Raw genomic sequence first — 25,021 nt, forward strand, 5'->3', positions numbered from 1 at the left:
ACCTCACCAAGATGACTTTCTAAGATGCTCTCCTTCGTTGCCCAGCGTGTCCTCAAGGGCGTGATCGTCCTGCTCGCGATCGTCGTGCTCAATTTCTTCCTGATCCGCCTTGCGCCCGGCGATCCCGCGGTCGTCATGGCGGGCGAAGCGGGGGCCAGTGACCAGGTTTTCGTCAAACAGCTCCGGGAGAAGTTCGGCCTCGACAAGCCGCTGCCCGAGCAGCTCTTCATCTACGTCAAGGGCGTCGCCGCCCTCGACCTCGGCTTCTCCTTCCGCCAGCAGGCACCGGTCGCAAAGCTGATCGGCGAGCGGCTGCCGGCGACGCTGCTGCTGACGCTGACGGCATTCGCGATCTCGCTCGCGCTCGGCGTTCTCTTCGGCACCTTCGCCGCACGCTTCGCCGGAACGTTCCTCGACACCGCCATCACCGTGTTCGCGTTGATCTTCTACGCCATGCCGATCTTCTGGGTGGCGCTGATGGGCATCCTGTTGTTCTCGGTCACCGTGGATTGGCTGCCGAGCTTCGGCTACGAGACGGTCGGCGCCAACTACACTGGACTTGCCCATACGGTCGACGTCGCAAAGCACCTGATCATGCCCGCCATGACGCTCGGGCTGTTCTTCATGGCGACCTACACCCGCATGACGCGCGCCTCGATGCTCGAGGTGAAGCGGCTCGACTTCGTCAAGACCGCGCGCGCGAAAGGCCTCTCCGATGCCGTGATCCAGCGCCGCCATGTGCTGCGCAACGCGCTGCTGCCGGTCGTGACGCTGGCCGGCGTGCACTCCGGCACGCTGATCGGCGGCGCCGTCATCACCGAGACCGTGTTCGCCTGGCCCGGCATCGGGCGCCTGATGTACGACGCGCTTCTGCAGCGCGACTACAACCTCCTGCTCGGCGTGTTCGTGATCTGCTCCGCCATGGTTCTCATCTTCAATCTCATTACCGACCTCGTCTATCGCCTGGTCGACCCGCGCATCGAATTCGCCTCATGAAACAGTTCTGGACAACGATGCTGAAGAGCCCCAGCGGCGTCATCGGGCTCGTCATCCTCCTCTTCGCGATCTCGGTCGCGGTGATCGGGCCGATGCTGTTCCCGAACTCGCCCTGGCGCATGGTGCAGCGGCCGTTCCTGCCGCCCTTCACGCTCTCCACCGTGCCGCTCGGCACCGACGCGCTGGGCCGCGACGTGTTCGCCGGCATGATCTTTGGCGCCCGCGTCTCGCTGCTGGTGGGCCTCGTCTCGACGCTGGCCGCACTGGTCGTCGGAGTGCCCATTGGCGCGATGGCCGGCTATTTTGGCGGCAAGGTCGATGACGCCCTGATGCGCTTCACCGAGTTCTTCCAGACCATTCCGAGCTTCGCGCTCGCGATCGTGCTGGTCGCGATCCTGCAGCCCTCTATGTATTCGATCGTCGCCTCGATCGCGGTGGTCAGCTGGCCACCGGTCGCCCGCCTCGTGCGCGGCGAGGTGCTGTCGCTGCGAACGCGCGAATATGTCCAGGCCGCAATCGTCAGCGGCCAGAGCAACAGCTGGATCATCCTGCGCGAGATCCTGCCCAACGCACTGTCGCCGGTGATCGTGCTGGCCTCGCTGATGGTGGCGACCGCGATCCTCTTGGAATCCTCGCTGGCGTTCCTCGGTCTTGGCGATCCCAATCTGATCTCCTGGGGCTACATGGTCGGCGCGGGCCGCACCGTGATCCGCCAGGCCTGGTGGATCACCGTGTTTCCCGGCGTCGCGATCCTGATCTCGGTGCTCGGCCTCAACCTGATCGGCGAAGGTCTCAACGACGCCCTCAATCCGCGCCTGTCGCGGGAGGGCCGCTGATGACGACCGCCCCGCCCGCCGTCTCCATCAAGAACCTGCGGATCGCGCTGCCCAAGGGCGCCGAGCGTCCGTTCGCGGTCGACGGCGTCTCGCTCGACCTGCGGCCCGGCAGGATCGTCTGCGTGGTCGGCGAGTCCGGCTCCGGCAAGTCGATGTGCGCGCATGCGTTGATGGGACTTCTGCCTGATACAGTGTCCGTCACATCAGGCGAGATCCAGTTCGAAGGCCGCGACCTGCTGAAGCTCGACGACAGCGGCTGGCGGGATCTGCGCGGCCGCCGCCTCGCAATGATCTTCCAGGAGCCGATGACCGCGCTCAATCCGTTGATGCGGATCGGCGACCAGATGGCGGAGATGTTCGAAGCCCATGGCCTGCTGACGCCGAGGGAGCGGCGCGCGAGAGCGCTGGCGCTGGCGCGCGAGGTCGGCCTGCCCGACCCCGAGCGTATCGTGCGTGCCTATCCGCACCAGCTCTCCGGCGGCCAGCGCCAGCGCGCCATGATCGCGATGGCGCTGGCGCTCGAACCGGCCGTGCTGGTCGCAGACGAGCCGACCACCGCGCTCGACGTCACCACGCAGGCGCAGATCCTCAAGCTGATCCGCAACCTGCAGCGCAACCGCGACATGGCGGTGATGTTCATCACCCATGATTTCGGCGTGGTCGCCGACATTGCCGACCAGGTCGTGGTGCTCCGCCACGGCAAGGTCGTCGAGGAAGGCCCCGCCGCGACGGTCTTCAACGAGCCGCAGCACGAGTACACCAAGGCCCTGCTCGCTGCCGTGCCGTCGATGGACCCGCCGGCGCGCAGCGCCCTGGACGATCAGGCCAGGGCCGTCGAGGTGATCGGGCTGGACAAGACCTACGTCACGTCGGGCGGCTGTTTTCGCGAGGACCGCCGCGTCGATGCCGCCCGCGCGGTCAATTTCAACATCCTCAAGGGCGAGACGCTCGGCCTCGTCGGCGAATCCGGCTCCGGCAAATCGTCGGTGGCGCGGCTGGTGATGCGGCTGATCGAGGCCGATCGCGGCACGGTGCGGATCGGCGACACCGATCTCACGCAGCTTTCGGGCAAGGCGTTGCGCGCCGAGCGCCATCGCATCCAGATGATCTTTCAGGATCCGTTCGCCTCGCTCAACCCGCGGCGCAAGATCGGCCACATCATCGCCGACGGACCGATCGCAGCCGGCATCGACCCCAAGGTGGCGTTCGACCGCGCCCGCGATCTCCTGAAGATGGTGGGCCTGGACACCGGCGCGCTCGAACGCTATCCGCACGAATTCTCCGGCGGCCAGCGCCAGCGCATCGGAATTGCCCGCGCGCTCGCGCTCGAGCCGGAGATCATCGTCGCGGACGAGGCCGTCTCCGCGCTCGACGTCTCCGTGCAGGCGCAAGTGTTGAAGCTGCTCGAAGACCTCAAGGCACGCCTTGGTCTGTCGATGCTGTTCATCACTCACGACCTGCGCGTCGCGGCGCAGATCTGCGACCGCATCGCGGTGATGCAGCGCGGCGCCATCGTCGAGTTGAAGCCGACCTCGCAGCTCTTCGCCGCGCCGGAGCACGCCTATACGCGGGAGTTGCTGGCGGCGGTGCCGGGACGGAAGGAATGCGCGCCGGCGGCGTGAGACGCATCGTTGTCGTTCATCAATCTTCGCGATGGTTCCAAAAACTTGCACGCGGTCCGGGGCGAAACATATTCGATCCGGCAGCATTTGCTTGATGAGACGATCCTCGCTGATGACAGCGAGGGGTAAGGTGACACCAGCATGCGTTGCGACGCATGAGGCGCGGTCACGCGCTTTTTATCCGTCGTGACCTGGTGCACCGCTGCAAATCCAAAGCGGCGCCATAGATCGCGATTGAATGATCAACGTCATCTCATGACCGTTTGCCAACCGATATCCGGAGCCAACATGGGCGAAGTTATTCGATTTGTCTCGAAATCCGAGCGGGAGCGCGTTCGTCTCATTCAGGAGGCGCGCGCCATCTACGACAGCATCTTCCCGCCGGGCGATCCGGGCAACGAAGAACAGGACAAGGCAACGATCGGCCGCGACGGGGGGAACCTGTCGTGATCAAGATCATCGCCGTGCTTTGCAGCCTCGCCTCGCCGACCAATTGTCACGAGCAGCTCGTCACCAGCTCCGACTTTGCGCAGGTCTCGGTGCAGTCCTGCCTGATGGGCGCGCCGCAGCTCGCCGAATGGATGAACCAGCATCCCGCCGAGCGCCTGGCGGCCTGGCGCTGTGTGATCGGTCAGCAGAACGGCCGGGGCATTTAACGCCGGCCTGCTTTCCATGGGCGCTTCGCGACAAGAGCCTCCTGGACAGTGACGACGCTCCCTTGCCGGAGTAACCTTTTGTTGCGGCCATTGGCAGCAAGGGGGAAGCCGGATGGAAGTCGCCAGCCTCGTTCTTCCCGTATTCGCGATCATCGTCACCGGCTGGCTCGCCGGCGAGCTCGGTTATCTCTCGCACTCGCTCGCCGACGCGTTGGTGCATTTCGCCTACAACGTGGCGATGCCGGCACTGCTGGTCGTCACCATCGCCCAGGAGCCGGCACGCAATCTCCTGGAATGGCGCTTCCTGCTCGCGTTCGGCGGCGGCTCCCTCATCTGTTTCGCGCTGGTCTTCGTCGCCGTCCGCGGAAAACATGATCTCGCCAGCAGCACGATCCACGGCATGGCGGCGGCGATGACCAATACCGGCTTCGTCGCGCTGCCGATCCTGCATGCGATCTACGGCCAGCCCGCCGTGCTGCCTGCCGCGGTGGCGACGGTGTTCGTGGCCGCCGTGCTGTTTCCGATCACCGTCATCCTGCTGGAGCGCGACGCGCGCGGGCCTTCGCATTCCGCTGGACTCGCAAGACAGATCCTGCTCAATCCGATGGTGCTGTCGACCCTCATCGGCCTCGTCTGGTCGAGTACGGGCTTGCCGATTCCAACAGCCGTCGCGGCCTATCTGAACATGATCGCGGCCGCGCTCACGCCCTGCGCGCTGTTTGCCATCGGGCTCGGCCTGTCGCTCGAGGGACTGCGGTCGAACCTGAAGGCATCGTTCGCGCTTGCGGCCGTAAAACTGGTGATCATGCCGCTGCTCGTCTACGGGCTTTGCGTGATGCTGGGCCTCAATCCACTCTACACCGTGGCCGCCGTCATCTGCGCGGCCGTGCCGACAGCAAAGACCGTGTATGTGCTGGCGCACGAGCACAAGGTCGAGGAGAGGCTGGTTGCGGCCACGGTGTCGGTGACGACAATGCTGTCGGTCGGAACATTGCTGGTCGCGCTCTACCTGCTGTCGGGCCTCGCCACGGGATCGCGCTGAACCACATCGGCCTTATCGGGTGGTGTTGCTCCAGGTCGGCACCGAATTGGTCACGCCGACTGACGGCCAGTTGTACGTGCCGATCGAGGGTGCCGTAACAGTGCCGACCGTCTGTCCGGACGAGCCGTAAGAGGCCCTGGGCTGCGCGACCGGCGCGCCGACGCCGCTATAGGCGGGGGCCACGACGCTGGTGCTGTACCGGCTGGAGCGGTGCTTCTTCGCCTCAGCCGCGAAGGGCACGGCGAGCAGTCCGGTCGTGATGAGCGCGGCAATGGCGAATTTCATGCTGGTCATGGCTGATCCCTCGATCGTTGGGAGCCCCTCCTGCCATGTGTTCATTCGCCGGCGGATGTCCATAGGCACGCGTTCATAACTCCGTGCGCGGGCGAATGTCGCGGTCCGCCTCAGCCAGCCGCGCTCCAGGCAGCAATGATGGATCTCAGCACCGAGGTGGCCGGCAGTGTGATAAACGCTCGACGTCGGCTGCATCGCCCTGGCAGGGCGCGATGGATGAGTTTGTCGTGGACGACCTGCCTTCGGATGGACCCGAATCAGCGGTAGTGCATTGCTCATCAAGCAATGTCACTGGACGACAAGCCACATGACCGGCGCCGAACTGAAGCAGCTCCGCAACGACCTCTCCGAGGCCCTCGGACGGACGCTCACGGCGGCCGATATGGCAAAGCTTTGCGGATTGCCGGAGCAGGGCGGCGCCGACACCATCCGGCGCTGGGAGGTGAGCGGCCCCTCGCCGTCTGCGACCAAAGTGCTGCGCGTGCTCGCGATGGCGAGTGAGCGCTATCCGATCATGGAGAAGTTCGACATCTTCGATCGTCACGACGTGCGCGAGGAAGACCGGCCAGCCAAGCGCGCCGCGTTCCGCGAACAGATGCGCGACGAAGCGCGGCGGCGTCTTGGTTAACGAAAACGACGCGAAGGTTGCTCGACGACTTGCGAATTAAGCCTTCCTTCAGCATTTCTTAAATCCCCATTAAGCACGAAAATCATTTGCGGCCCAACACGTTAGGTTGGGTGCCGCTGTGCCACGGATGTGACAGCATTTTCGACAAAAGCGAGCTATCTGCAGAACCAACGCGGCGCGGACAGCGCGCCTGCCGGGGACCTTTAGTTTTGGAGTTTGGACTATGAAGAAGATTCTGATTGCGACCGTTGCGCTGCTCGTGGCGGGCGCTGCCGCGCCGGCGCTCGGTGCCGATCTCGGTAACCGCGGCTACTATAAGGCGCCCGCGCCGGCCTATGCCGCGCCGATCTACAACTGGACGGGGTTCTATATCGGCGGCCATGTCGGCGGCGCCTTCTCCAGCGACAACAATTTCAACGGCCTCTCCACCGGCAACAACGGCAACGGCCGTTTCCTTGGCGGCGTGCAGGTCGGCGCGGACTGGCAGTTCAACCCGAACTTCGTGGTCGGCGTCGAGGGCCAGTATTCCTGGCTCTCCGGCAGCGTCGGGGCGGTGTTCCCGGGCGGCATCACCTACACCAACGACCAGCGCGGCCTCGGCTCTCTCACCGGCCGCGTCGGCTACACCTGGGGTCCGGGTCTCGTCTATGTGAAGGGCGGCTACGCCTATTCGGACAACAACGAGAAGGTGACCGTCGGCGGCGTGCCGACCGCCTTCGTCATCACCGGCGATCACCGCAACGGCTATACCGTCGGCGCCGGCCTCGAGTACATGTTCGCCCCGAACTGGTCGGCCAAGGCGGAGTACCAGTACTACAATTTCGGCGATGCGCACTTCACCGGAGGCCCGCTGGCGGGCACCGGCAACTTCACCACCGACGACCACACGATCAAGGCGGGCGTCAACTACCGCTTCAATTGGGCGAGCCCGACCGTCGCGCGCTACTGATCGGTTAGCAAAATCTTACCCCCGACCAAGGGCCGGCGTTCTCGCCGGCCCTTCATTTTTTCGTCCTGCGGAACCAATGCAAGCAGTTGCACCGATTGCGATTTTTTAACCGACCCTGCGGATACTGCCGGCCACAAAACAGAAGCAAGAGCGTGGGGGAAATTTCGATGGCGATCCGTCTGGGCGTTGGCCGTTTGCTCGGTCGATTGAAACCTCGCTTCAAAATGCTGAAATGGGGGGTACGCGGCAGTCTGTTTGCGGCCTTCGGCGTGATCGCGGGCATGGGCCTCGTGATCGCAGCCGGCGCTGGCCTCGCGCTGCAGAATCTCGGCGGACGCATGATCGAGCTGAGCGGACAGGATATTCCGCGCCTCGCCGCCAGCCTGCAATTGTCGGCCCTGAGCGCGAGCCTCGCGGCACAGGGACCGGCCCTGCTCGCGGCTCAAAGCGACGAAGCCCTCAGCGAGCGCACCAAGAAACTCAAGGAATTGCAGGAGCAGACGCAGCAGAAACTCAACGAGATCATCGAGCTCGGCGGCGACAAGTCCGTCGTCGCCGGTCTCGGCGAGACGATGAAGAGCATCAACGAGGCGGCCCAGAGCCTGGCCAAGGCAGCCCGCGAACGGCTGGACATCGCAGCGCTCCATGACAAGCAATATGACGCGCTGCGCAGCGCCCAGGGCGCCTTCGTCGGCGCGGCCAGCCCAGCGATGCTGGAAGCGCAGACCCGGGTCAACGCCATTCTCGGCTCGGCAAACCTGTCCCCCGAAGACGCCACCGAAGCCGCGCAGACCGTCGGCCAGCTCGGCAACGTCGTCGCCAGCGGCAATCTCGCGGCCGCCGACATGAGCGCCGCGCTGTCGGCGAGCACGAGCGACAAGCTCGACGACATCCAGAAGGAGTTCAAGACGGCACAAGGACGCCTGCGCTCGAACCTCGACCTGCTGCCGGACAATGAGGGCAACAAGATGCTGCGCGCGACGGCGGAAAAGCTGCTTGCGCTCGGCACCGGCAAGACCGGCGTGTTCAATCTGCGTGAGAAGGAGCTCGACTCCATCGACTACGGCCAGACCATCCTGGACGAGACGCGCAAGCTCAATGTCGGCCTCGGCATCAGCGTGCAGCAGCTCGTCGACGGCGTGCAGAAGGAGACCAATGCCTCGACCTTCCAGGCGCGGCAGGAGATCTCGCTGGCGACATCGGTCATGCTGGCGCTGGGTGCGCTGATGCTGGTCGGCTCGGTCCTGTTCGTGTGGCTCTATGTCGGCCGCAACATCCTGCGCCGGATCACCGGCCTGCAGCGCGCCATGCAGCTGCTCTCGGCCGGCGATCTCGACACCGAGATCGCGCGCTCCAGGCACAATGACGAGATCAGCGCGATGACCGACACGCTGACCGTGTTCCGCGACAGCATGATCGAGGCGCGCGCACTGGCCAGCGAGCAGGACAAGGACCGCGTCGCCAAGGCCGAGCGCGCCGCACGCATGGAGGCCAGGATCGCCGAGTTCGAGAGCACGGTGCGGACCGCGCTCGACAATCTGGCGCAGTCGGCCAACTCGATGCAGTCGACCGCGCAGAGCATGTCCAACACCGCCGATCAGTCCAACGCGCTGGTGAACGCGGTCGCTTCCGCGGCGGAAGAGACCTCGGTCAACGTGCAGACCGTCTCGTCGGGCACCGAGCAGCTGTCGTCCTCGATCGAGGAAATCAGCAAGCAGGTCGTCACCTCCGCCGCAATCGCCAAGAAGGCCGTCGACGAGGCCGGCGCCACCGACACCACGGTGCAGAGCCTTGCCGACAGCGCGAGCCGCATCAGCGTCGTCGTCGACCTGATCCAGACCATCGCCTCGCAGACCAATCTGCTCGCCCTCAACGCCACCATCGAGGCGGCGCGCGCGGGCGAGGCCGGCCGCGGCTTCGCGGTGGTCGCCTCCGAGGTGAAGAGCCTCGCGAGCCAGACCGCGAAAGCGACCGAGGAGATCCGTACCCAGATCGCCAGCATGCAGCAGGTCACGACCTCCGCAGTCGGCGCCATCCAGGGCATCGGCCGGATCATCGGCGAGATCAACGACGTCACGACGACGATCGCCGCCGCGGTCGAGGAACAGGGCGCGGCCACCCGCGAGATCGCCCGCAACATCCAGCATGCTGCGGGGGGCACCAGCGAGGTCTCCAGCAACATCGTCGGCGTCTCCACCGCCTCGGCCGAAGCCGGCGCGGCGGCAGGCGAAGTGCTGAGCGCCTCGGACGCGCTTCGCCGCGAGGCCGACATGCTGCGCGGGGAGATCGACGCGTTCCTCAACAATATGCGGGCGGCCTGATTGTCATTCCGGACGGCGCGTCGCGCCGAACCCGGAATTTCGCAATGACAACTTCTGGATTCCGGGTTCGCGCTCACACGCGCCCCGGAATCACTGCGTTTTGGGCAGGCTTCGACCGGCACACGGAAAAACAACGTCCGGTATGACCGCCATGCGGAGTCCCGGCCGGGCCTTTTTCGGCTGGCGCCCCGCCCGCGCTGGGTTTAAGCCGGTAGCATGAACGCGAAAACCGACACCGTGCAGTCCTCGGCCGAGGCCTTGCGCTACCCCTGGGACCAGCATCCCGGCCCCGATGACGTCGTCGAAGTCAGGCCCGGCATATTGTGGGTGCGGCTGAAGCTGCCGTTCCGCCTCAACCACGTGAACATCTATCTGCTCGCCGACGGCGACGGCTATGCGATGGTCGATGCCGGCTTCGGCAATGAGGAGACGATCGAGGCCTGGACCAAACTGTTCGATGGCCCGCTCAAGGGCGTAAACATCACGCGCCTGATCGTCACCCATTCGCACCCAGATCATGTCGGGCTCGCAGGCTGGATCGTGGAGCGCTTCGGCTGCCCGCTGGTGATGTCGCAGGTCGAATATCTGCAATCGGTTTATCACCAGAACCGCGGCACCGAGGAGCGGCGCAACGCACAGCGCCTGTTCTTCCGCCGTCACGGCATGGACGAGTCGCTCACCGAAAAGCTGCTCGGCCGCGGCCAGGATTATCTCAAGCAGGTGTCGGTGCTACCGCCGTCCTACCGCCGCATCTCGCATGGCGACGAGGTCGTGATCGGCACGCGCCGCTTCAAGGTGATCACCGGCGGCGGCCACGCGCTCGACCAGGTGATGCTGTATTGCGCCGACGACAAGCTGTTCCTCTCGGCCGACCAGGTGCTGAGCAAGATTTCGCCCAATGTCAGCGTGTGGGCGGTCGAGCCCGACCAGAACTCGCTCGGCGAATATCTGGCCTCGCTCGCGAGCCTCACCACCACCCTGCCCTATGACCTGCTGGTGCTGCCCGGCCACGGCGTGCCGTTCTACGGCCTCAAGACCCGCATCAAGCAACTCGCCGATCACCACGAGGAACGCTGCCGCCTGATCGCGGAGGCCTGCCGCGAGGTGCCGCAGACCTCGCGCGCCCTGGTGCCCGTGGTGTTCAACAAGCATGTGCTGGACGAGCACCAGATGGGCTTTGCCGCCGGCGAGCTCGTTGCTCACGTCAACTACATGATCGTCGAGGGCCGGCTGACGGCGGAGATGAAGGACGGCGTGCTCCAGTTCAGGACGACGTGAGCTCTTTCCTCACCTCGCCCCGCTTGCGGGGCGAAGGTGCGCAGCGCCGCCAGGGCCAGCAGCTCACCTCATGTTCGCGATCGCGTGCAGCGCGGCGATGTAGCCGAACGGCCCGAGACCGCAGATCACGCCGGTCGCCACGAACGAGAACTTGGAGTGGCGGTGATATTCGTCGCGGGCGTGGCCGCAGCAGCCCGGCAGATGGTGCGAAGCAGCATTGCACCTCGCGCGAGCTTGATCGGGATCAAGTTTCAATTCCCACGATAGGGCATTTTGCCCAAATGCCCCTCACGCCCAAATGTGGGAAAGCGCATAGACATTGGAGCTGGAAAAGCTCTAAGAAGATGCGGCCCTTTTGGGCAGTTCCGTCTCAGGTTTTGCCGATGGATTACAGCCAGTTCTTCAATTCCGCCCTCGATCGTCTCCACACCGAGCGGCGCTACCGCGTGTTCGCGGATCTGGAGCGGACCGCCGGCCGGTTCCCGCACGCGGTCTGGCACTCGCCCAAGGGCAAGCGCGATGTCGTGATCTGGTGCTCCAACGATTATCTCGGCATGGGCCAGCACCCCAAGGTGGTCGGCGCGATGGTCGAGACCGCGACCCGCGTCGGCACCGGCGCGGGCGGCACCCGCAACATCGCCGGCACGCATCATCCGCTGGTGCAGCTCGAGGCGGAACTTGCCGATCTCCATGGCAAGGAAGCCGCGCTGCTGTTCACCTCGGGCTACGTCTCGAACCAGACCGGCATCGCCACCATCGCAAAGCTCATTCCGAATTGCCTGATCCTGTCGGACGAGCTCAACCACAATTCGATGATCGAAGGCATCCGCCAGTCCGGCTGCGAGCGCATCGTGTTCCGCCACAACGATCTGGCTGACCTCGAAGAGAAGCTGAAGGCAGCGGGTCCGAACCGGCCGAAGCTGATCGCCTGCGAGAGCCTCTATTCGATGGATGGCGACGTCGCGCCGCTCGCGAAGATCTGCGATCTCGCCGAGAAGTACGGGGCCATGACCTATGTGGACGAGGTCCACGCCGTCGGCATGTACGGTCCGCGCGGCGGCGGCATCGCCGAGCGTGACGGCGTGATGCACCGCATCGACATCCTCGAAGGCACGCTGGCGAAAGCGTTCGGCTGCCTCGGCGGCTACATCGCCGCCAACGGCCAGATCATCGACGCGGTGCGCTCCTATGCGCCGGGTTTCATCTTCACCACGGCGCTGCCGCCGGCGATCTGCTCGGCCGCGACCGCCGCGATCAGGCATCTGAAGACCTCGAGCTGGGAGCGCGAGCGTCATCAGGACCGCGCCGCCCGCACCAAGGCGATCCTCAATGCCGCCGGCCTGCCGGTGATGTCGAACGACACCCACATCGTGCCGCTGTTCGTCGGCGATCCCGAGAAATGCAAGCAGGCGTCCGACCTCTTGCTCGAAGAGCACGGCATCTACATCCAGCCGATCAATTATCCGACCGTCGCCAAGGGCACCGAGCGCCTGCGCATCACGCCCTCGCCCTACCATGACGACGGCCTGATCGACCAGCTCGCCGAAGCCCTGCTGCAGGTATGGGACCGGCTCGGCCTGCCGCTGCGCGAGAAGTCGCTGGCGGCCGAGTAGGCGTCCGCTCTTACCCTCCTCTGGAGGGACGGCAGGTGCCCGCTGCGCACGATTGCACCTTAACGACACCTGCAGTTCCCGCTCGCGCCGGACATTTCGCTGTCGCATGCGTCCGCTCAACGCGCTAGATTTACAGCGAAAATGAGATCGGGCGCTGCCCGCGCCCAGGGAGAAGCACGCTCGCCATGCTGCACGACTGGGGCGTGATCGCCGCCGCCTTCGGCTATATCGGCTTCCTGTTCCTGGTGGCGAGCCATGGCGACCGCCGTTCGCCGGCGGGGGCCGGCCGCGCCTCGGGGCTGATCTATCCGCTGTCGCTGGCGATCTACTGCACCTCCTGGACCTTCTTCGGCTCGGTCGGCTTCGCCACCCGCACCTCGACCGACTTCCTCGCGATCTATGTCGGCCCGATCCTGATGATCGGGTTGGGGGCCGGCGTGCTCCGCCGCGTGATCCAGCTCGCCAAGACCCACAACATCACCTCGATCGCCGACTTCATCGGCGCGCGCTACGGCAAGAGCCAGGCGGTGGCGGCAACCGTCGCGCTGATCGCGATCATCGGCTCGGTGCCCTACATCGCGCTGCAGCTCAAGGCGGTGGCCTCCTCGCTGGAGACGATCCTGAGCGAGGACCAGGCGTTCTCCCACATCCCGATCCTCGGCGACATGGCGCTGATGGTGACGCTGGCGATGGCGGCCTTCGCCGTGCTGTTCGGGACGCGGCAGACCGACGCCACCGAGCACCAGCACGGATTGATGCTGGCGGTCGCGACCGAATCCATCGTCAAGCTGGTCGCCTTTCTCGCCGCCGGCATCTTCGTCACCTTCTGGATGTTCTCGCCGCATGAATTGATCGAGCGCGCGATGAAGACGCCGGAGGCGGTGCGCGCCATCAACTATTCGCCGTCGATCGGCAACTTCCTGACCATGACGCTGCTGTCGCTGTGCGCGGTGATGCTGCTGCCGCGCCAGTTCCACGTCAGCGTGGTGGAGAATTCATCCGATGCCGAGGTCGGCCGCGCGCGCTGGCTGTTCCCGCTCTATCTCGTCGCCATCAACGTGTTCGTCATTCCGATCGCGCTCGCCGGCCTCGTCACCTTCCCGTTCGGCACGGCCGATCCCGACATGTATGTGCTGGCGCTGCCGATGGAGGGCGGCGCGGACCTGCTCAGCGTCGCCATCTTCGTCGGCGGCCTGTCGGCGGCAACCGCGATGGTGATCGTCGAATGCGTCGCGCTGTCGATCATGGTCTCGAACGACCTGGTTGTGCCGCTGGTGCTGCAACGGCGGCCGGAGGGCCGCACCGGCGGTGCCGATTTCAGCGACTTCCTGCTGCGCTCGCGGCGCCTCGCGATCTTCGCCATCATGGTGATGGCCTATTTCTACTATCGCGCGCTCGGCAACACCCAGCTCGCGGCGATCGGCCTGCTCTCCTTTGCCGCCATCGCCCAGCTTGCACCGAGCTTCTTCGGCGGTCTGTTGTGGCGGCGGGGAACCGCGCGCGGCGCGATCGGCGGCATGCTGGTCGGCTTCGCGGTGTGGCTCTACACGCTGTTCATGCCGAGCTTCATGGATTCCTCGACCGCAGGCATCCTGCTGCTCCAGCACGGTCCGTTCGGAATCGAGGCGCTGCGCCCGCAAGCGCTGTTCGGCGCCGATTTACCGCCGCTGATGCATGGCGTGATCTGGTCGCTGTCGCTCAACATCCTCACCTATGTGCTGCTGTCGCTGGCGCGCCAGCCGTCCTCGATCGAGCTGGTGCAGGCCGATTTGTTCGTGCCCAACACGCTCGCGCCGATCTCGCCGAGCTTCCGCCGCTGGCGTACCACCGTCACGGTGCAGGACATCCAGACCACGGTCGCCCAATATCTCGGGCCGGATCGCGCCCGGCATTCGTTCGAGGCCTTCTCTGCCAGACGCAACGTGCGCCTGGAGCTTGCGGCGCCTGCCGATTTCGAACTGCTGCAGCACGCCGAGCACCTGATCGCCTCCTCGATCGGTGCGGCCTCCTCGCGCCTCGTGATGTCGCTGCTGCTGCGCAAGCGCACGGTGTCGGCGAAAGCCGCGCTGAAGCTGCTCGACGATTCCCACGCCGCGCTGCATTTCAACCGCGAGATCCTCCAGACCGCGCTCAACCATGTGCGGCAGGGTATCGCGGTGTTCGACGCCGATCTGCAGCTGATCTGCTCCAACCGCCAGTTCGGCGATCTCCTCAACGTCCCCCCGCATTTCATCCAGTTCGGCACGCCCTTGCGCGAGATCCTGGAATTCATGGGCGTGAGCGATCCGGCCGGTGACGCCGATCGCGAGGCGATGATCGAGCAGCGGCTCGTCGCCTACACGACCGACAGCGAGCCCTATCTGGAGCGCCTGCCGGAACGCCACATGGTGATCGAGGTGCTCACCAACCGTATGCCCGGCGGCGGCTTCGTCATCACCTTCACCGACGTCACGCCGACCTTCGAGGCCGCCGAAGCGCTGGAGCGCGCCAATGCGTCGCTGGAAAAGCGCGTGCGCGACCGCACCGAGGAACTGACGCGGCTGAACTCCGAACTGGCGCTGGCCAAGAGCGCGGCGGAGGATGCCAGCAGCTCCAAGACGCGCTTTCTTGCCGCGGCCAGCCACGACATTCTCCAGCCGCTGAACGCGGCGCGGCTCTACATCACGAGCCTGATCGAGCGCCAGCACAGCGGCGAGGAGACGCGGCTGGTCGAGAACATCGACGAATCACTGCAAGCCATCGAAGAGATCCTCGGCGCGCTGCTCGACATCTCCAGGCTCGATGCCGGCGCGATGACGACCTCGATCTCGAGCTTCAAGATGGCGGATCTGATGCGCTCGCTCGAGATCGAGTTCGCGCCGATCGCGCGCGCCAAGGGCCTCGCGCTCGCCTTCGTGCCCTGCTCGCTTCCGGTCGAATCCGACCGCTTGCTGCTGCGGCGCCTGCTCCAGAACCTGATCTCCAACGCGATCAAATACACCCCGCGTGGGCGCGTGCTGGTCGGCTGCCGCCGCCGCGGCTCCTCGCTCAAGATCTGCGTCTACGACACCGGCGTCGGCATTCCCTCGGCCAAGCGCGCCGAGATCTTCAAGGAATTCCACCGCCTCGAGCAGGGCGCGCGGATCGCGCGCGGCCTCGGGCTCGGCCTCTCGATCGTCGAACGGCTGGCGCGCGTGCTCAAGCACGGCATCGCCATCGACGGCAACAAGAGCGGCGGCTCCGTGTTCTCCGTGACGGTGCCGACGGCGAAGGCGGTCACGCATACGGCCGCCGTGACCAGCGCGACGCCGCTGGCGCGCACGCCGATCTCGGGTGCCCTGATCGTCTGCATCGAGAACGACGCGGCGATCCTCGACGGTATGCGCACACTGCTGAAAGCCTGGGACGCCGAGGTGATCGCGGTCGCCGATCCCGAAGGCGCGATCGCGGCGATCGAGAAAGCCGGCCGCCGTGTCACCGGCCTGCTCGTCGACTATCATCTCGATCGCGGCAACGGCATCGCCGCGATCCGCGATATCCGCCGCCGCTTCGGCGACACCATTCCGGCGATCCTGATCACCGCCGACCGCAGCCCGGCCGTGCAGGTCGCCGCGCGCGATGAAAAGATCGCAGTGCTCAACAAGCCGGTGAAGCCGGCTTCGCTGCGCGCCCTTCTCGGCCAGTGGCGAACGCAGCAGATGGTGGCGGCGGAGTGAGTTGATGGAGGTACGCCAGGCTTCGCGACCTAAGGCTCGAGCCGCGTGAAGACGTAATCCCGGCTCTTGGCGCGGGCCTCGTGGCAGCCCCAGCAGGTGCGGTGCTGCGCCTCATCCACCGGCTTGCCATTCACGAAACGGCCAAAGCCCCAGCCACCGGTCGAGGCATATTTCTTGGAATCCTTGACCATCACCTGCACCGTGGTGGCGGCGCCGGGAATTGTCGCGGATGCGAACTCGGGCGACTGCTTTCGCTTCCAGGCGCGCTTGACCAGGATGGTGCCGTCGGGGAACGGAAGGTTTCCGGCTTGATAGGCCTCGATTGCGGTCTGGTTGCCGACAACGGCGCGAAGCTCGTCGAGCGGCGCTGCCTCTTCGGCCGGCGCGATCAGCTCCCACTGCTTGTAACCGGGCGGAATCGTGACGCCGAAGATCGGCGAAGCGGCGGCCGCCGTGTCGCCTTCCGCGAGCGCGATCGAAACCAGATATGGCACGCTCGTCAGGAGAACGACGAGAAGCAGCAAGGTGAGCACGATCACCGTGGAGAACGAGAATCTCTTCTTTTCAGATTCGGTTGGCATCATGAGGTTTCTTCAAGGGGGATCACTGCGCGTCTTTCGGTCCGGACGTACTGGACCGGGGCATTGGATAAATGCTCAGGCGCCGCCAGCTTCGATGACGGCTTTGGCAAAGGCTTGCGGCGCTTCCTGCGGAAGATTGTGACCGATGCCGCCGGTGATCAGGCGGAAATCGTACCGGCCGGAGAACTTCTTGGCGTAGGCGCTGGGGTCGGGGTGCGGCGCGCCGTTGGCGTCGCCTTCCATCGTGATCGTCGGAACGCGGATCACCGGAGCTGCGGCGAGCTTCTTTTCGATCTCTTCGTACTTCGCTTCGCCCTGGGCGAGCCCGAGCCGCCAGCGGTAATTGTGGATCGTGATGGCGACGTGATCCTTGTTGTCCAGCGCCGCCGCGCTGCGGTCGAACGTGGCGTCGTCGAACTTCCATTGCGGCGAGGCGAGCTTCCAGATCAGTTTTGCGAAATCATGCGTGTACTTCTCGTATCCGGCGCGGCCGCGCTCGGTCGCGAAATAGAACTGGTACCACCATTGCAGTTCGGCCGACGGCGGCAGCGGCGCATTTCCCGCAGCCTGGCTCGAGATCAGATAGCCGCTGACCGACACCAGTGCGCGGCAGCGATCCGGCCACAGCGCGGCGATGATGTCGGCAGTGCGTGCGCCCCAGTCGAAGCCGGCAACGACAGCCGTCTTGATGTCGAGCTTGTCCATCAGCGCGATGATGTCGACAGCCATTGCGGCGGGCTCGCCGTTGCGCGGCGTCTCGCTGGAGAGGAAGTGCGTCGAACCGTAGCCACGCAGATATGGGATGATGACGCGATAGCCGGATTTTGCCAGGATCGGCGCGACATCGACGAAGGCGTGAATGTCGTAGGGCCAGCCGTGCAGCAGGATCGCGACGGGACCGTTCGACGGGCCAGCCTCGGCATAACCGACGTTGAGGACGCCGGCATCGATCTGCTTGATCGGACCGAAGGACGCGTTCGACGCTCGGGATCGCTGCGCTTCCGTTTGCGCGAGGGCGAGGTCGATCACGCCGAGGCCGACGGCGACGGTTCCTGCGGCGACGCCAAAAAACTTGCGACGATGCTGGTCGATGAGCTGCTTCATGATGGTGCTACCCGGTTGGTGATTATGATGGTCAGATCAGTGCGACCGTAACGTCGATGTTGCCGCGCACGGCCTTGGAGTAAGGACAGGTCTGATGCGCTTCATCGACGATACTGCGCGCGACGTCATGATCGAGGCCCGGCAGGCTGACATTGAGGCGTGCCCGCAGGGCGTAAGTGCCATCGTCGTGCAGAAGGTCGATCTCCGCATCGATCGCACTTCTCCTGGGAAGCGCGATCTTCCGCTTCCGCGCGGCGATCTCCATCGCGCTTTCGAAACATGCCGACCAGCCGGCCGCGAACAACTGCTCGGGGTTGGTGCCGACGCCTGCTCCGCCCGGCGGCGACAATTTCACATCCAGGCGGCCATCGGAGCTGCGGGACATGCCGTCCCCGCGTCCGCCGCTGGTGTGGGTCCTCGCCGTGTAGAGCAGCTTTGCCGCTTGTGTCATGAAAGTCTCCTTGCCGCCGCGCACTTGACTAGCAGTCAGCTCCGCAGCGCGCTCGTTGGGAGTTGTGAGAAATTGTGAGACCGGCAGGGAACCCGTCAGGGATACCTGCAGACGCGGTCTGATGCCGATGCAAAGCCGGTCTTGCGGGATCGGCGCCTGCTCGTTATGCGGTCGTGCAAATGGGCAAGATTTCGTGATGACTGAACCGGCTCCGCCCGCGGCATCGACATTGTCGTTCGGGCCATTCACCGTGACGCCGCATCAGCGGCTCGTTATGCGCGAGGGCGTCGCGCTGCCGATGGGCGCCAAGAGCTTCGATACGCTGATCGCGCTCATGTCGCGGCCGAACGAGGTCATCAGCAAATGGGACCTGATGGCGCAGGTCTGGCCCGGTATGGCCGTCGAGGAAGCCAACCTGCGCTTCCACATTGCAGCGCTTCGCAAAGCCCTCGGCGACGGGAAAGACGGCGCGCGCTACATCACCACGCTCTCGGGCCGCGGCTATTGCTTCGTGGCACCGATCTCGCAAGCGGAGATTCCCGCAGAACGTCGCACAGCACCGCGGCGCGAGCTCCCGCCGGTCAAACTGCCGAACCGGCTGCAGCGGATGGTGGGGCGTGACGATGCGATGGCAGCCATCTCTGACAGGCTCACGACCTCACGATTCGTCACGATCGCCGGCCCCGGCGGTGTCGGCAAGACCGCTGTCGCAGTGGCGATCGCTCACGACCTGCTCGAAACATTCTCGGACGCGGCGCATTTCGTTGACCTAGCTGCGCTCAGCGATCCCAATCTCGTGATCACCTCGATCCTGCTGATGCTCGGCCTGCCGGCGCAGGCTGACGACCCGCTGCCCGCATTGCTCGCCCATCTTCGGGACAAGCGGATGCTGCTGATCCTGGACAATTGCGAGCATGTCATCGCGGCTGCGGCGTCTCTCGCAGCGGAGATTTTCTGCGCCGCGCCGCATGTCCATATCCTCGCGACGAGCCGCGAAGCCCTGCGCGTCGAGGGCGAGCAAGTCTATCGCCTGGCACCGCTTGCCGTTCCGCCCGACGGCAGCGAGCTGACGGCGACAACGGCGCAGACTTATCCAGCGCTCCAGCTCTTCCTCGAACGGGCCTCCGCCGGCGGCGCGCAGATCGGGCTCGACGATGCCAATGCCGCGATCATCGCGAACATCTGCCGCAAGCTCGACGGTATGGCGCTGGCGATCGAGCTCGCTGCGGGCCGGGTCGAAGCCTACGGCCTGGAGCAGACGGCCACGCTGCTCGACGAGCGCCTCAACCTGCTCTGGCAGGGCCAGCGCACCGCGCCGCCGCGCCAGAAGACGTTGCAGGCGACGCTGGACTGGAGCTACGGCCTCCTGTCCGACACCGAGCGCCTCGTGCTGCGCCGCCTTGCGGTCTTCGCAGGCCACTTCACCATCGACGCCGCGCTGGAAGTCGTGCCGGACGAGCGCGTCGACCGCTCCCGCCTGTTCGACGCCATCGACAGCCTCGTCGCCAAGTCGATGGTCGCACCGCGCCCCTTGGGCGCCATGATGCGCTATCGCCTGCTCGACACGACGCGCGCCTATCTGCTCGAGATCGAGCCTGATGAGGCGGCACTCGCGGCCCGCCACGCAAGTTACTATCGGCGATGGCTGGAACAGGCCGGCGCGATATGGGCCACCGTGCCGAGCGCCGACGAGCGCGCGATCCATTTCTCCGCGCTTCACAATGTGCGCGCCGCGCTCGACTGGTGCTTTGGCGCGGGCGGCGATGCCGGCATCGGCATCGCGCTCGCGGCATCGGCATCCCCCATGTTCCTGGCGATGTCGCTGCTGACGGAATGCCGGCGCTGGTCGGAACGGGCACTGCTCGCGATCGATCCGTCAACGCGCGGCAGTGCGGAGGAAATGCACATCCAGGCCGCACTCGGCCTGACGTTGATGTTCACGCGCGGTGGCAGCGAGGCGGCGCGTGGAGCATTGGAGAGAAGCCTTGCAATCGCCAAGGCGCGCGGCGATGTGCCGAACCACCTCCAGCTGCTCGGCCGGATGCATATCTTTCACGAGCGGATGGGACAGTTCGACGCCGCGCTCGGTTACGCCCAGCAGAGCCTCGAGATTGCCGAAGAGCTCGGCGATGTCGCTTCAATTGCGCTCGCAAGGTCGCTCCTGGGTGTCTCTCTGCATCTGGCCGGCGAGCATCGCGACGCGATGCCCATGCTGAAGGCGGCTTGGCAAGGCCCGGGCACGGAGCGGATCAGCACGATCCACGGCTTCGATCACCGCAACAGGGCCGGCATCTCGCTCGCGCGCGAGCTTTGGTTGCAGGGCCGGCCCACGGATGCTTCGCGACTGGCGCAGCTGACGATCGCCGAGGCTGCGCAGATGGACCATCCGATCACGCTCTGCATTGCGCTGATCTGGGCAGTGTCGATCGATCTCTGGAGCGGAGATCTCGACGCCGCCGAAGCGAACATCGACCGTTTCATCGCGCATGCCAATTCGCGCTCGATGGGTCCGTATCTCGCAGTCGGCCGGGGCGTCAAAGGCGAGATCGCGATCCTGCGGGGCGACGCCGCGGGCGGTGTCGAGACGATAACAGCCTGCCTGCGCGAGCTTCACGACGCCGGCTACGAGTTGCTCACCACGACCTTCAACATCGCGCTGGTCCACGGCCTGCTGGCGCTCGGCCAGATCGAGCAGAGCGCGCGTCAGATCGACGACGCGATCCGCCTCGTCGAGCGGAGCGGCGACCATCTTTACATGCCCGAGCTGCTGCGCATGAGGGCCAGGGTGTTGCTGTCGCTGCCGGAGCCGAACATTGCGGACGCCGAGGCCTGCCTCATGCGATCGCTGAAGCTCAGCCGCGACAAGGGCGCGAAAGCCTGGGAGCTGCGAGCCGCGATTGATTTTGCGCAGCTTCTCGCTGAGCGGCGCGGCCGCAGAGATGCAAGACAATTGCTCCAGGCGGCGCTCGAAGGTTTTGCCGATGGCTCCGAAACGGCCGATATCACGGCGGCCAGCATGCTGCTGGCGACGCTGTAGCGACCTGAAGCGCGATAAGATCAGGAGGAATCATCATCGCGCTTCAGGTTGTTGTTTGAGCAGGATCTTTTCGGAAAACCGCTGCGCACTTTGCGCTAACGCAGCCCTTCGGGTCCGGATCATGCTCTACGCCGTCGGCGTACCCTGCTTCCACTGGCCGCCGGCGATCTTCGCGGCGGCGATCACGGCCTGGGTCCGGCTCTCGACGCCGAGCTTTTGCAGGATCGCCGAGACATGCGCCTTGATGGTGGCCTCGGAGACGCCGAGCTCGTAGGCGATCTGCTTGTTGAGCAGCCCCTCCGACAGCATCATCAGCACCCGCACCTGCTGCGGCGTCAGCGTCACCAGGCGGTCGCGCAGGCGCGTCATGTCGGGATCGGCGGCGGCGGACAGGTCGGTGTCGGCGGGAACCCAGACATCGCCCTCCATCACCTTGAGGATGGCGTCGCGCAAGGTCTCGACGCCGAACCGCTTCGGAATGAAGCCCGAGGCGCCGAAATCGAGCGAGCGGCGGATCGTGGCATTGTCGTCGGAGGCCGAGACGATCACGACCGGAATCGCCGGATATTGCGCACGCAGATAGATCAGGCCGGAAAAACCGGAGATCCCCGGCATCGACAGGTCAAGCAGGATCAGGTCGACGTCGGAGGCCCGTTCCAAAATCCCGGTCAGATCCTCGAACGATCCGGCCTCATCGATCCTGGCCGAGGTCAGGACGCCCGCCACCGCCTGCCGCAGTGCATCGCGGAACAGGGGATGGTCATCGGCGATGACGAGATGGGTCGAGGGAGCGTTCATCGTTCTCTTGCTGGCAATCGCCGGCCAGTAAGCCGGTCCGGGGCCTCGGTCAATTCTTTCCCGACGCGCCGTGGCATGCAAGCAAACAATATCCCTTTGCGGGAACGGGGTTAATCCAAAGTCGGACCCAGTCGTGCCACCTCGCGGCTGCGCGCCGTCAGGTGCGCGTCAGTGCCCAAGGCCGAAAGTCGTATTGGGGCTGGTTTCACGCCGATGTTACCTTGGGCCTAAGACCTGGGTTGATCCGGCATGTCCGGACATCCGGGACGCGAGGAAACGCATTTCGGGGAGCGACTCAATATGTCGACAATGGCTGTGTCTCAGACCGGCGCAGGAGGGATGACGAAGGACGAACGTTTCGTCATTCTCGCTTCCTCGCTCGGTACCGTCTTCGAGTGGTACGATTTCTATCTTTACGGTTCGCTCGCCTCGATCATCGGCGTGCAATTCTTCTCGGATTATCCGCCGGCCACTCGCGACATCTTCGCCCTGCTGGCGTTCGCTGCGGGCTTCCTGGTCCGGCCGTTCGGCGCGATCGTGTTCGGCCGTATCGGCGACATTGTCGGCCGCAAATACACCTTCCTCGTCACCATCCTGATCATGGGTCTGTCGACCTTCATCGTCGGCCTCTTGCCCAACGCGGCGACGATCGGCATCGCAGCGCCAATCATCCTGATCGCGCTGCGCCTCGCCCAGGGCCTGGCGCTCGGCGGCGAATATGGCGGCGCGGCGACCTATGTCGCGGAGCATGCCCCGAACGGCAAGCGCGGTTACTACACCTCCTTCATCCAGACCACCGCGACGCTCGGCCTCTTCCTGTCGCTGCTGGTGATCCTGTTCACCCGCACCGCGACCGGCGAAGCCGAGTTCGCCAAGTGGGGCTGGCGCATCCCGTTCCTGGTCTCGGTGCTGCTGCTCGGCATCTCGGTCTGGATCCGGCTCCGCCTCAATGAATCCCCGATCTTCCAGAAGATGAAGGAAGAAGGGAAGAGCTCGAAGGCGCCGCTGACGGAAGCGTTCGGCAACTGGCAGAACGGCAAGCTCGTGCTGCTGGCGCTGCTCGGCGGCGTCATGGGCCAGGGCGTGGTCTGGTACACCGGCCAGTTCTACGCGCTGTTCTTCCTGCAATCGATCCTGAAGGTCGACGGCTACACCGCCAACCTCCTGATCGCCTGGTCGCTGCTGCTCGGCACCGGCTTCTTCATCGTGTTCGGCATGCTCTCCGACCGGATCGGCCGCAAGCCGATCATCCTCGGCGGCTGCCTGATCGCGGCGCTGACCTTCTTCCCGATCTTCAAGATGATCACCACCAACGCCAATCCGGCGCTGGAAAAGGCGATCGAATCGATCAAGGTCGAGGTGGTGGCGGATCCCGCAGGGTGCGGCGACCTGTTCAACCCGGTCGGTACCCGTGTCTTCACCGCGCCTTGCGACACCGCGCGCGCCTACCTGTCGCAATCGTCGGTCAAGTACTCCACCACGTCGGCCCCGGCCGGTTCCGGCGTGAAGGTGGTGGTCAACGGCAAGGAAGTTCCGTACACGAGCGCCAAGGACAGCAACCCGGCCGTGCTCGCCGCGGTGCAGGCGGCCGGTTATCCCAAAGCCGGCGATGCGGGCATCGTGAAGATGGCACATCCGTTCGACATCTTCCGTCCGCAGGTGGCCGCGACCATCGGGCTGCTGTTCATTCTGGTGATCTTCGTCACCATGGTGTACGGCCCGATCGCCGCGATGCTGGTCGAACTGTTCCCGACACGCATCCGCTACACCTCGATGTCGCTGCCCTACCACATCGGCAACGGCTGGTTCGGCGGCCTCCTGCCGGCAACCGCCTTCGCGATCGTGGCCTCCACCGGCGACATCTATGCGGGTCTCTGGTACCCGGTCGTCTTCGCGGCCATCACAGTCGTGATCGGTTTCCTGTTCCTGCCCGAGACCAAGGACGTCGACATCAAGGCGACCTGATCGAACGCAGCGAACGACAACACGAACCGGCCGCGGAGCGATCCGCGGCCGGTTTCGTTTTGGAAGTTATTGATTGCTGCCGATGAATTGCAGCACCACCTCGCGCCGGTGCGGGCGCGCGCGATGCTCGATCAGGTAGATCGCCTGCCAGGTGCCGAGCGCGAGCCTGCCGTTCAGGACCGGCACCTGGAGCGAGGTCTGCGTCAGCATCGTCTTGACATGGCCGGGCATGTCGTCGGGTCCTTCAGTGTCGTGTGTCCAGCCGGCATTCTCGGGCGCAAGACGCGACAATGCCGCGGTGAGATCGACCAGCACGGACGGATCGGCATTCTCCTGGATCGTGAGCGAGGCAGAGGTGTGGCGGATGAACAGGGCCAGTGCGCCCTCGCGCGCGCGGGCCTCGTCGATGAATTTCGCAGCTTCGCTGGTGAGATCGGTGAAGCCGCGGCCCGGCGTCTGCACGGTCAGCAACGACGATGCGATCGTGGTGGCTTGCACTGACGATGGCGCCGAGCGGGAGATGGATTTGGCTATTGGCATCGAAGTCTCTCAACGCGAAAGGTGCCGTTGGGTGGGCAAAGCGAAGCGTGCCCACGAATCCGCGCGACGATAATCAGGTGGTGGGCACGGCGTAAGAACGCCTTTGCCCACCCTACGGCACCACGTCGCGCGTCAAATCTTCCCCGACACGTCCTTCTGCACGCGGTTGGCCATGTCGATCAGCCGGCGCCAGGCCTTTTCCAGGAACGACATCACGCGGTCCATGTCCTGGTCGCTCGGCAGCGGGATCTCGATCTTGCGCTCGCCCTCGGCGACCTTCGGCTCGGCCTTCTTGAGCGGATCGGATTTCGGCAGCGCCTCCTCGGTCTTGCCCGACACGGTCGGCCCGGCCGCGAGCTGCCCCTTCAGCTTCTCGACTTCGGCTTGGAGCCGGCCGATCTCGGCGTCGAGCGCGGTCCGTTCGTCGGGCACCGCGTAGCAGGCCCAGCCGGCGCCGTTCTTGGTGCAGGTCGACACCGTGCCGGTGCGGGTGTCGAGCCGCAGCACGCCCTCGGGGATCGGCGTCATGCTGTAATGGCCGTTTTCACTGTCGGGCACGGATTGGGCGGCAACGATGCCGCCGCCGGCGGTCATGGCCGCGGCGAACGCCGCCGC

Annotated in this window: 22 protein-coding genes; 14 read left to right on the forward strand and 8 right to left on the reverse strand. The window is 65.2% G+C overall.

What is annotated here, in order from left to right; translation table 11 throughout:
• Positions 1–24: 24 nt before the first annotated feature.
• The 6 genes from ACVWY3_RS27515 (at position 25) to ACVWY3_RS27540 (ending at position 5,152) form a co-directional block, all read left to right on the forward strand.
• A complete protein-coding gene (locus tag ACVWY3_RS27515; RefSeq protein WP_456841260.1) occupies positions 25–996 on the forward strand; it encodes an ABC transporter permease in 972 nt (323 codons plus the stop codon).
• Entirely contained in the window at positions 993–1,832 is an 840-nt protein-coding gene (locus ACVWY3_RS27520) for an ABC transporter permease (protein ID WP_456841261.1), read from the forward strand. Before ACVWY3_RS27515 ends, ACVWY3_RS27520 begins: the two co-directional genes overlap by 4 nt.
• Complete coding sequence (locus ACVWY3_RS27525) at positions 1,832–3,454, forward strand: ABC transporter ATP-binding protein (protein WP_456841262.1); 1,623 nt, start codon at positions 1,832–1,834, stop codon at positions 3,452–3,454. The genes ACVWY3_RS27520 and ACVWY3_RS27525 overlap by 1 nt, the downstream gene beginning before the upstream one ends.
• Positions 3,455–3,742: 288 nt before the next feature.
• Complete coding sequence (locus tag ACVWY3_RS27530; RefSeq protein ID WP_456841263.1) at positions 3,743–3,904, forward strand: hypothetical protein; 162 nt, start codon at positions 3,743–3,745, stop codon at positions 3,902–3,904.
• Complete coding sequence (locus ACVWY3_RS27535; protein ID WP_027561994.1) at positions 3,901–4,110, forward strand: hypothetical protein; 210 nt, start codon at positions 3,901–3,903, stop codon at positions 4,108–4,110. The genes ACVWY3_RS27530 and ACVWY3_RS27535 overlap by 4 nt, the downstream gene beginning before the upstream one ends.
• 112 nt (positions 4,111–4,222) lie before the next feature.
• The gene (locus ACVWY3_RS27540; protein ID WP_456841264.1) at positions 4,223–5,152 is read left to right on the forward strand and encodes an AEC family transporter; all 930 of its coding nucleotides are present in this window, start codon (positions 4,223–4,225) and stop codon (positions 5,150–5,152) included.
• A gap of 12 nt (positions 5,153–5,164) precedes the next feature.
• Here the strand turns inward: ACVWY3_RS27540 and ACVWY3_RS27545 are convergent, their stop codons facing one another.
• Positions 5,165–5,446 (reverse strand): hypothetical protein, encoded by a 282-nt coding sequence (locus tag ACVWY3_RS27545; protein ID WP_456841265.1) that lies wholly within the window; start codon positions 5,444–5,446, stop codon positions 5,165–5,167.
• A 307-nt stretch (positions 5,447–5,753) separates the two neighbouring features.
• On the opposite strand from ACVWY3_RS27545, the gene ACVWY3_RS27550 reads away from it, so the two are divergent.
• The 4 genes from ACVWY3_RS27550 (at position 5,754) to ACVWY3_RS27565 (ending at position 10,622) form a co-directional block, all read left to right on the forward strand.
• Positions 5,754–6,074 (forward strand): hypothetical protein, encoded by a 321-nt coding sequence (locus tag ACVWY3_RS27550; RefSeq protein WP_456841266.1) that lies wholly within the window; start codon positions 5,754–5,756, stop codon positions 6,072–6,074.
• 223 nt (positions 6,075–6,297) lie between these two features.
• Positions 6,298–7,023: an outer membrane protein gene (locus ACVWY3_RS27555; RefSeq protein ID WP_456841267.1), complete on the forward strand. Its 726-nt coding sequence runs from the start codon at positions 6,298–6,300 to the stop codon at positions 7,021–7,023.
• Positions 7,024–7,190: 167 nt separating this feature from the next.
• Positions 7,191–9,344 (forward strand): methyl-accepting chemotaxis protein, encoded by a 2,154-nt coding sequence (locus ACVWY3_RS27560; RefSeq protein ID WP_456841268.1) that lies wholly within the window; start codon positions 7,191–7,193, stop codon positions 9,342–9,344.
• A gap of 216 nt (positions 9,345–9,560) precedes the next feature.
• Positions 9,561–10,622, forward strand: coding sequence for an MBL fold metallo-hydrolase (locus ACVWY3_RS27565; protein ID WP_456841269.1), 1,062 nt, complete (start codon positions 9,561–9,563; stop codon positions 10,620–10,622).
• A 63-nt stretch (positions 10,623–10,685) separates the two neighbouring features.
• Here the strand turns inward: ACVWY3_RS27565 and ACVWY3_RS27570 are convergent, their stop codons facing one another.
• Positions 10,686–10,877, reverse strand: a complete 192-nt coding sequence (locus ACVWY3_RS27570; RefSeq protein WP_456841270.1) for a type II 3-dehydroquinate dehydratase — start codon at positions 10,875–10,877, stop codon at positions 10,686–10,688.
• 128 nt (positions 10,878–11,005) lie between these two features.
• Here ACVWY3_RS27570 and hemA point away from each other — a divergent pair, with 128 nt between their 5' ends.
• Entirely contained in the window at positions 11,006–12,235 is a 1,230-nt protein-coding gene (gene hemA / locus ACVWY3_RS27575) for a 5-aminolevulinate synthase (RefSeq protein ID WP_456841271.1), read from the forward strand.
• A gap of 185 nt (positions 12,236–12,420) precedes the next feature.
• Positions 12,421–15,930, forward strand: coding sequence for a PAS domain-containing hybrid sensor histidine kinase/response regulator (locus ACVWY3_RS27580; protein WP_456841272.1), 3,510 nt, complete (start codon positions 12,421–12,423; stop codon positions 15,928–15,930).
• 29 nt (positions 15,931–15,959) lie between these two features.
• On the opposite strand, the gene ACVWY3_RS27585 is transcribed toward ACVWY3_RS27580, so the two are convergent.
• The 3 genes from ACVWY3_RS27585 to ACVWY3_RS27595 all read right to left on the reverse strand — a co-directional run bounded on the left by ACVWY3_RS27585 (position 15,960) and on the right by ACVWY3_RS27595 (position 18,066).
• Positions 15,960–16,514, reverse strand: a complete 555-nt coding sequence (locus ACVWY3_RS27585) for a cytochrome P460 family protein (protein ID WP_456841273.1) — start codon at positions 16,512–16,514, stop codon at positions 15,960–15,962.
• A gap of 72 nt (positions 16,515–16,586) precedes the next feature.
• Complete coding sequence (locus ACVWY3_RS27590; protein ID WP_456841274.1) at positions 16,587–17,615, reverse strand: alpha/beta fold hydrolase; 1,029 nt, start codon at positions 17,613–17,615, stop codon at positions 16,587–16,589.
• A 31-nt stretch (positions 17,616–17,646) separates the two neighbouring features.
• A complete protein-coding gene (locus ACVWY3_RS27595; RefSeq protein ID WP_456841275.1) occupies positions 17,647–18,066 on the reverse strand; it encodes an organic hydroperoxide resistance protein in 420 nt (139 codons plus the stop codon).
• Positions 18,067–18,262: 196 nt separating this feature from the next.
• Here ACVWY3_RS27595 and ACVWY3_RS27600 point away from each other — a divergent pair, with 196 nt between their 5' ends.
• A complete protein-coding gene (locus ACVWY3_RS27600) occupies positions 18,263–21,103 on the forward strand; it encodes an ATP-binding protein (protein ID WP_456841276.1) in 2,841 nt (946 codons plus the stop codon).
• Between the two features lie 126 nt (positions 21,104–21,229).
• Here the strand turns inward: ACVWY3_RS27600 and ACVWY3_RS27605 are convergent, their stop codons facing one another.
• Positions 21,230–21,901, reverse strand: a complete 672-nt coding sequence (locus tag ACVWY3_RS27605) for a response regulator (RefSeq protein ID WP_456841277.1) — start codon at positions 21,899–21,901, stop codon at positions 21,230–21,232.
• A gap of 339 nt (positions 21,902–22,240) precedes the next feature.
• Between ACVWY3_RS27605 and ACVWY3_RS27610 the strand changes: the two genes are divergently transcribed.
• Positions 22,241–23,866 carry an MFS transporter gene (locus tag ACVWY3_RS27610; RefSeq protein ID WP_456841278.1) on the forward strand — a complete coding sequence of 542 codons (1,626 nt, stop codon included), beginning with the start codon at positions 22,241–22,243 and terminating at the stop codon, positions 23,864–23,866.
• A 66-nt stretch (positions 23,867–23,932) separates the two neighbouring features.
• Here the strand turns inward: ACVWY3_RS27610 and ACVWY3_RS27615 are convergent, their stop codons facing one another.
• Positions 23,933–24,406, reverse strand: coding sequence for a secondary thiamine-phosphate synthase enzyme YjbQ (locus ACVWY3_RS27615; protein ID WP_456841279.1), 474 nt, complete (start codon positions 24,404–24,406; stop codon positions 23,933–23,935).
• A gap of 132 nt (positions 24,407–24,538) precedes the next feature.
• A complete protein-coding gene (locus tag ACVWY3_RS27620) occupies positions 24,539–25,000 on the reverse strand; it encodes a hypothetical protein (protein ID WP_456843474.1) in 462 nt (153 codons plus the stop codon).
• Between the last annotated feature and the right edge of the window lie 21 nt (positions 25,001–25,021).

This window comes from Bradyrhizobium sp. USDA 4486 (assembly GCF_054057995.1).

Coding starts and splice junctions, on each gene's coding strand:
- ACVWY3_RS27515 (WP_456841260.1), top strand. CDS start 25: ATGCTCTCCTTCGTTGCCCAGCGTGTCCTCAAGGGCGTGATCGTCCTG.
- ACVWY3_RS27520 (WP_456841261.1), top strand. CDS start 993: ATGAAACAGTTCTGGACAACGATGCTGAAGAGCCCCAGCGGCGTCATC.
- ACVWY3_RS27525 (WP_456841262.1), top strand. CDS start 1,832: ATGACGACCGCCCCGCCCGCCGTCTCCATCAAGAACCTGCGGATCGCG.
- ACVWY3_RS27530 (WP_456841263.1), top strand. CDS start 3,743: ATGGGCGAAGTTATTCGATTTGTCTCGAAATCCGAGCGGGAGCGCGTT.
- ACVWY3_RS27540 (WP_456841264.1), top strand. CDS start 4,223: ATGGAAGTCGCCAGCCTCGTTCTTCCCGTATTCGCGATCATCGTCACC.
- ACVWY3_RS27545 (WP_456841265.1), bottom strand. CDS start 5,446: ATGACCAGCATGAAATTCGCCATTGCCGCGCTCATCACGACCGGACTG.
- ACVWY3_RS27550 (WP_456841266.1), top strand. CDS start 5,754: ATGACCGGCGCCGAACTGAAGCAGCTCCGCAACGACCTCTCCGAGGCC.
- ACVWY3_RS27555 (WP_456841267.1), top strand. CDS start 6,298: ATGAAGAAGATTCTGATTGCGACCGTTGCGCTGCTCGTGGCGGGCGCT.
- ACVWY3_RS27560 (WP_456841268.1), top strand. CDS start 7,191: ATGGCGATCCGTCTGGGCGTTGGCCGTTTGCTCGGTCGATTGAAACCT.
- ACVWY3_RS27565 (WP_456841269.1), top strand. CDS start 9,561: ATGAACGCGAAAACCGACACCGTGCAGTCCTCGGCCGAGGCCTTGCGC.
- hemA (WP_456841271.1), top strand. CDS start 11,006: ATGGATTACAGCCAGTTCTTCAATTCCGCCCTCGATCGTCTCCACACC.
- ACVWY3_RS27580 (WP_456841272.1), top strand. CDS start 12,421: ATGCTGCACGACTGGGGCGTGATCGCCGCCGCCTTCGGCTATATCGGC.
- ACVWY3_RS27585 (WP_456841273.1), bottom strand. CDS start 16,514: ATGATGCCAACCGAATCTGAAAAGAAGAGATTCTCGTTCTCCACGGTG.
- ACVWY3_RS27590 (WP_456841274.1), bottom strand. CDS start 17,615: ATGAAGCAGCTCATCGACCAGCATCGTCGCAAGTTTTTTGGCGTCGCC.
- ACVWY3_RS27595 (WP_456841275.1), bottom strand. CDS start 18,066: ATGACACAAGCGGCAAAGCTGCTCTACACGGCGAGGACCCACACCAGC.
- ACVWY3_RS27600 (WP_456841276.1), top strand. CDS start 18,263: ATGACTGAACCGGCTCCGCCCGCGGCATCGACATTGTCGTTCGGGCCA.
- ACVWY3_RS27605 (WP_456841277.1), bottom strand. CDS start 21,901: ATGAACGCTCCCTCGACCCATCTCGTCATCGCCGATGACCATCCCCTG.
- ACVWY3_RS27610 (WP_456841278.1), top strand. CDS start 22,241: ATGACGAAGGACGAACGTTTCGTCATTCTCGCTTCCTCGCTCGGTACC.
- ACVWY3_RS27615 (WP_456841279.1), bottom strand. CDS start 24,406: ATGCCAATAGCCAAATCCATCTCCCGCTCGGCGCCATCGTCAGTGCAA.
- ACVWY3_RS27620 (WP_456843474.1), bottom strand. CDS start 25,000: ATGACCGCCGGCGGCGGCATCGTTGCCGCCCAATCCGTGCCCGACAGT.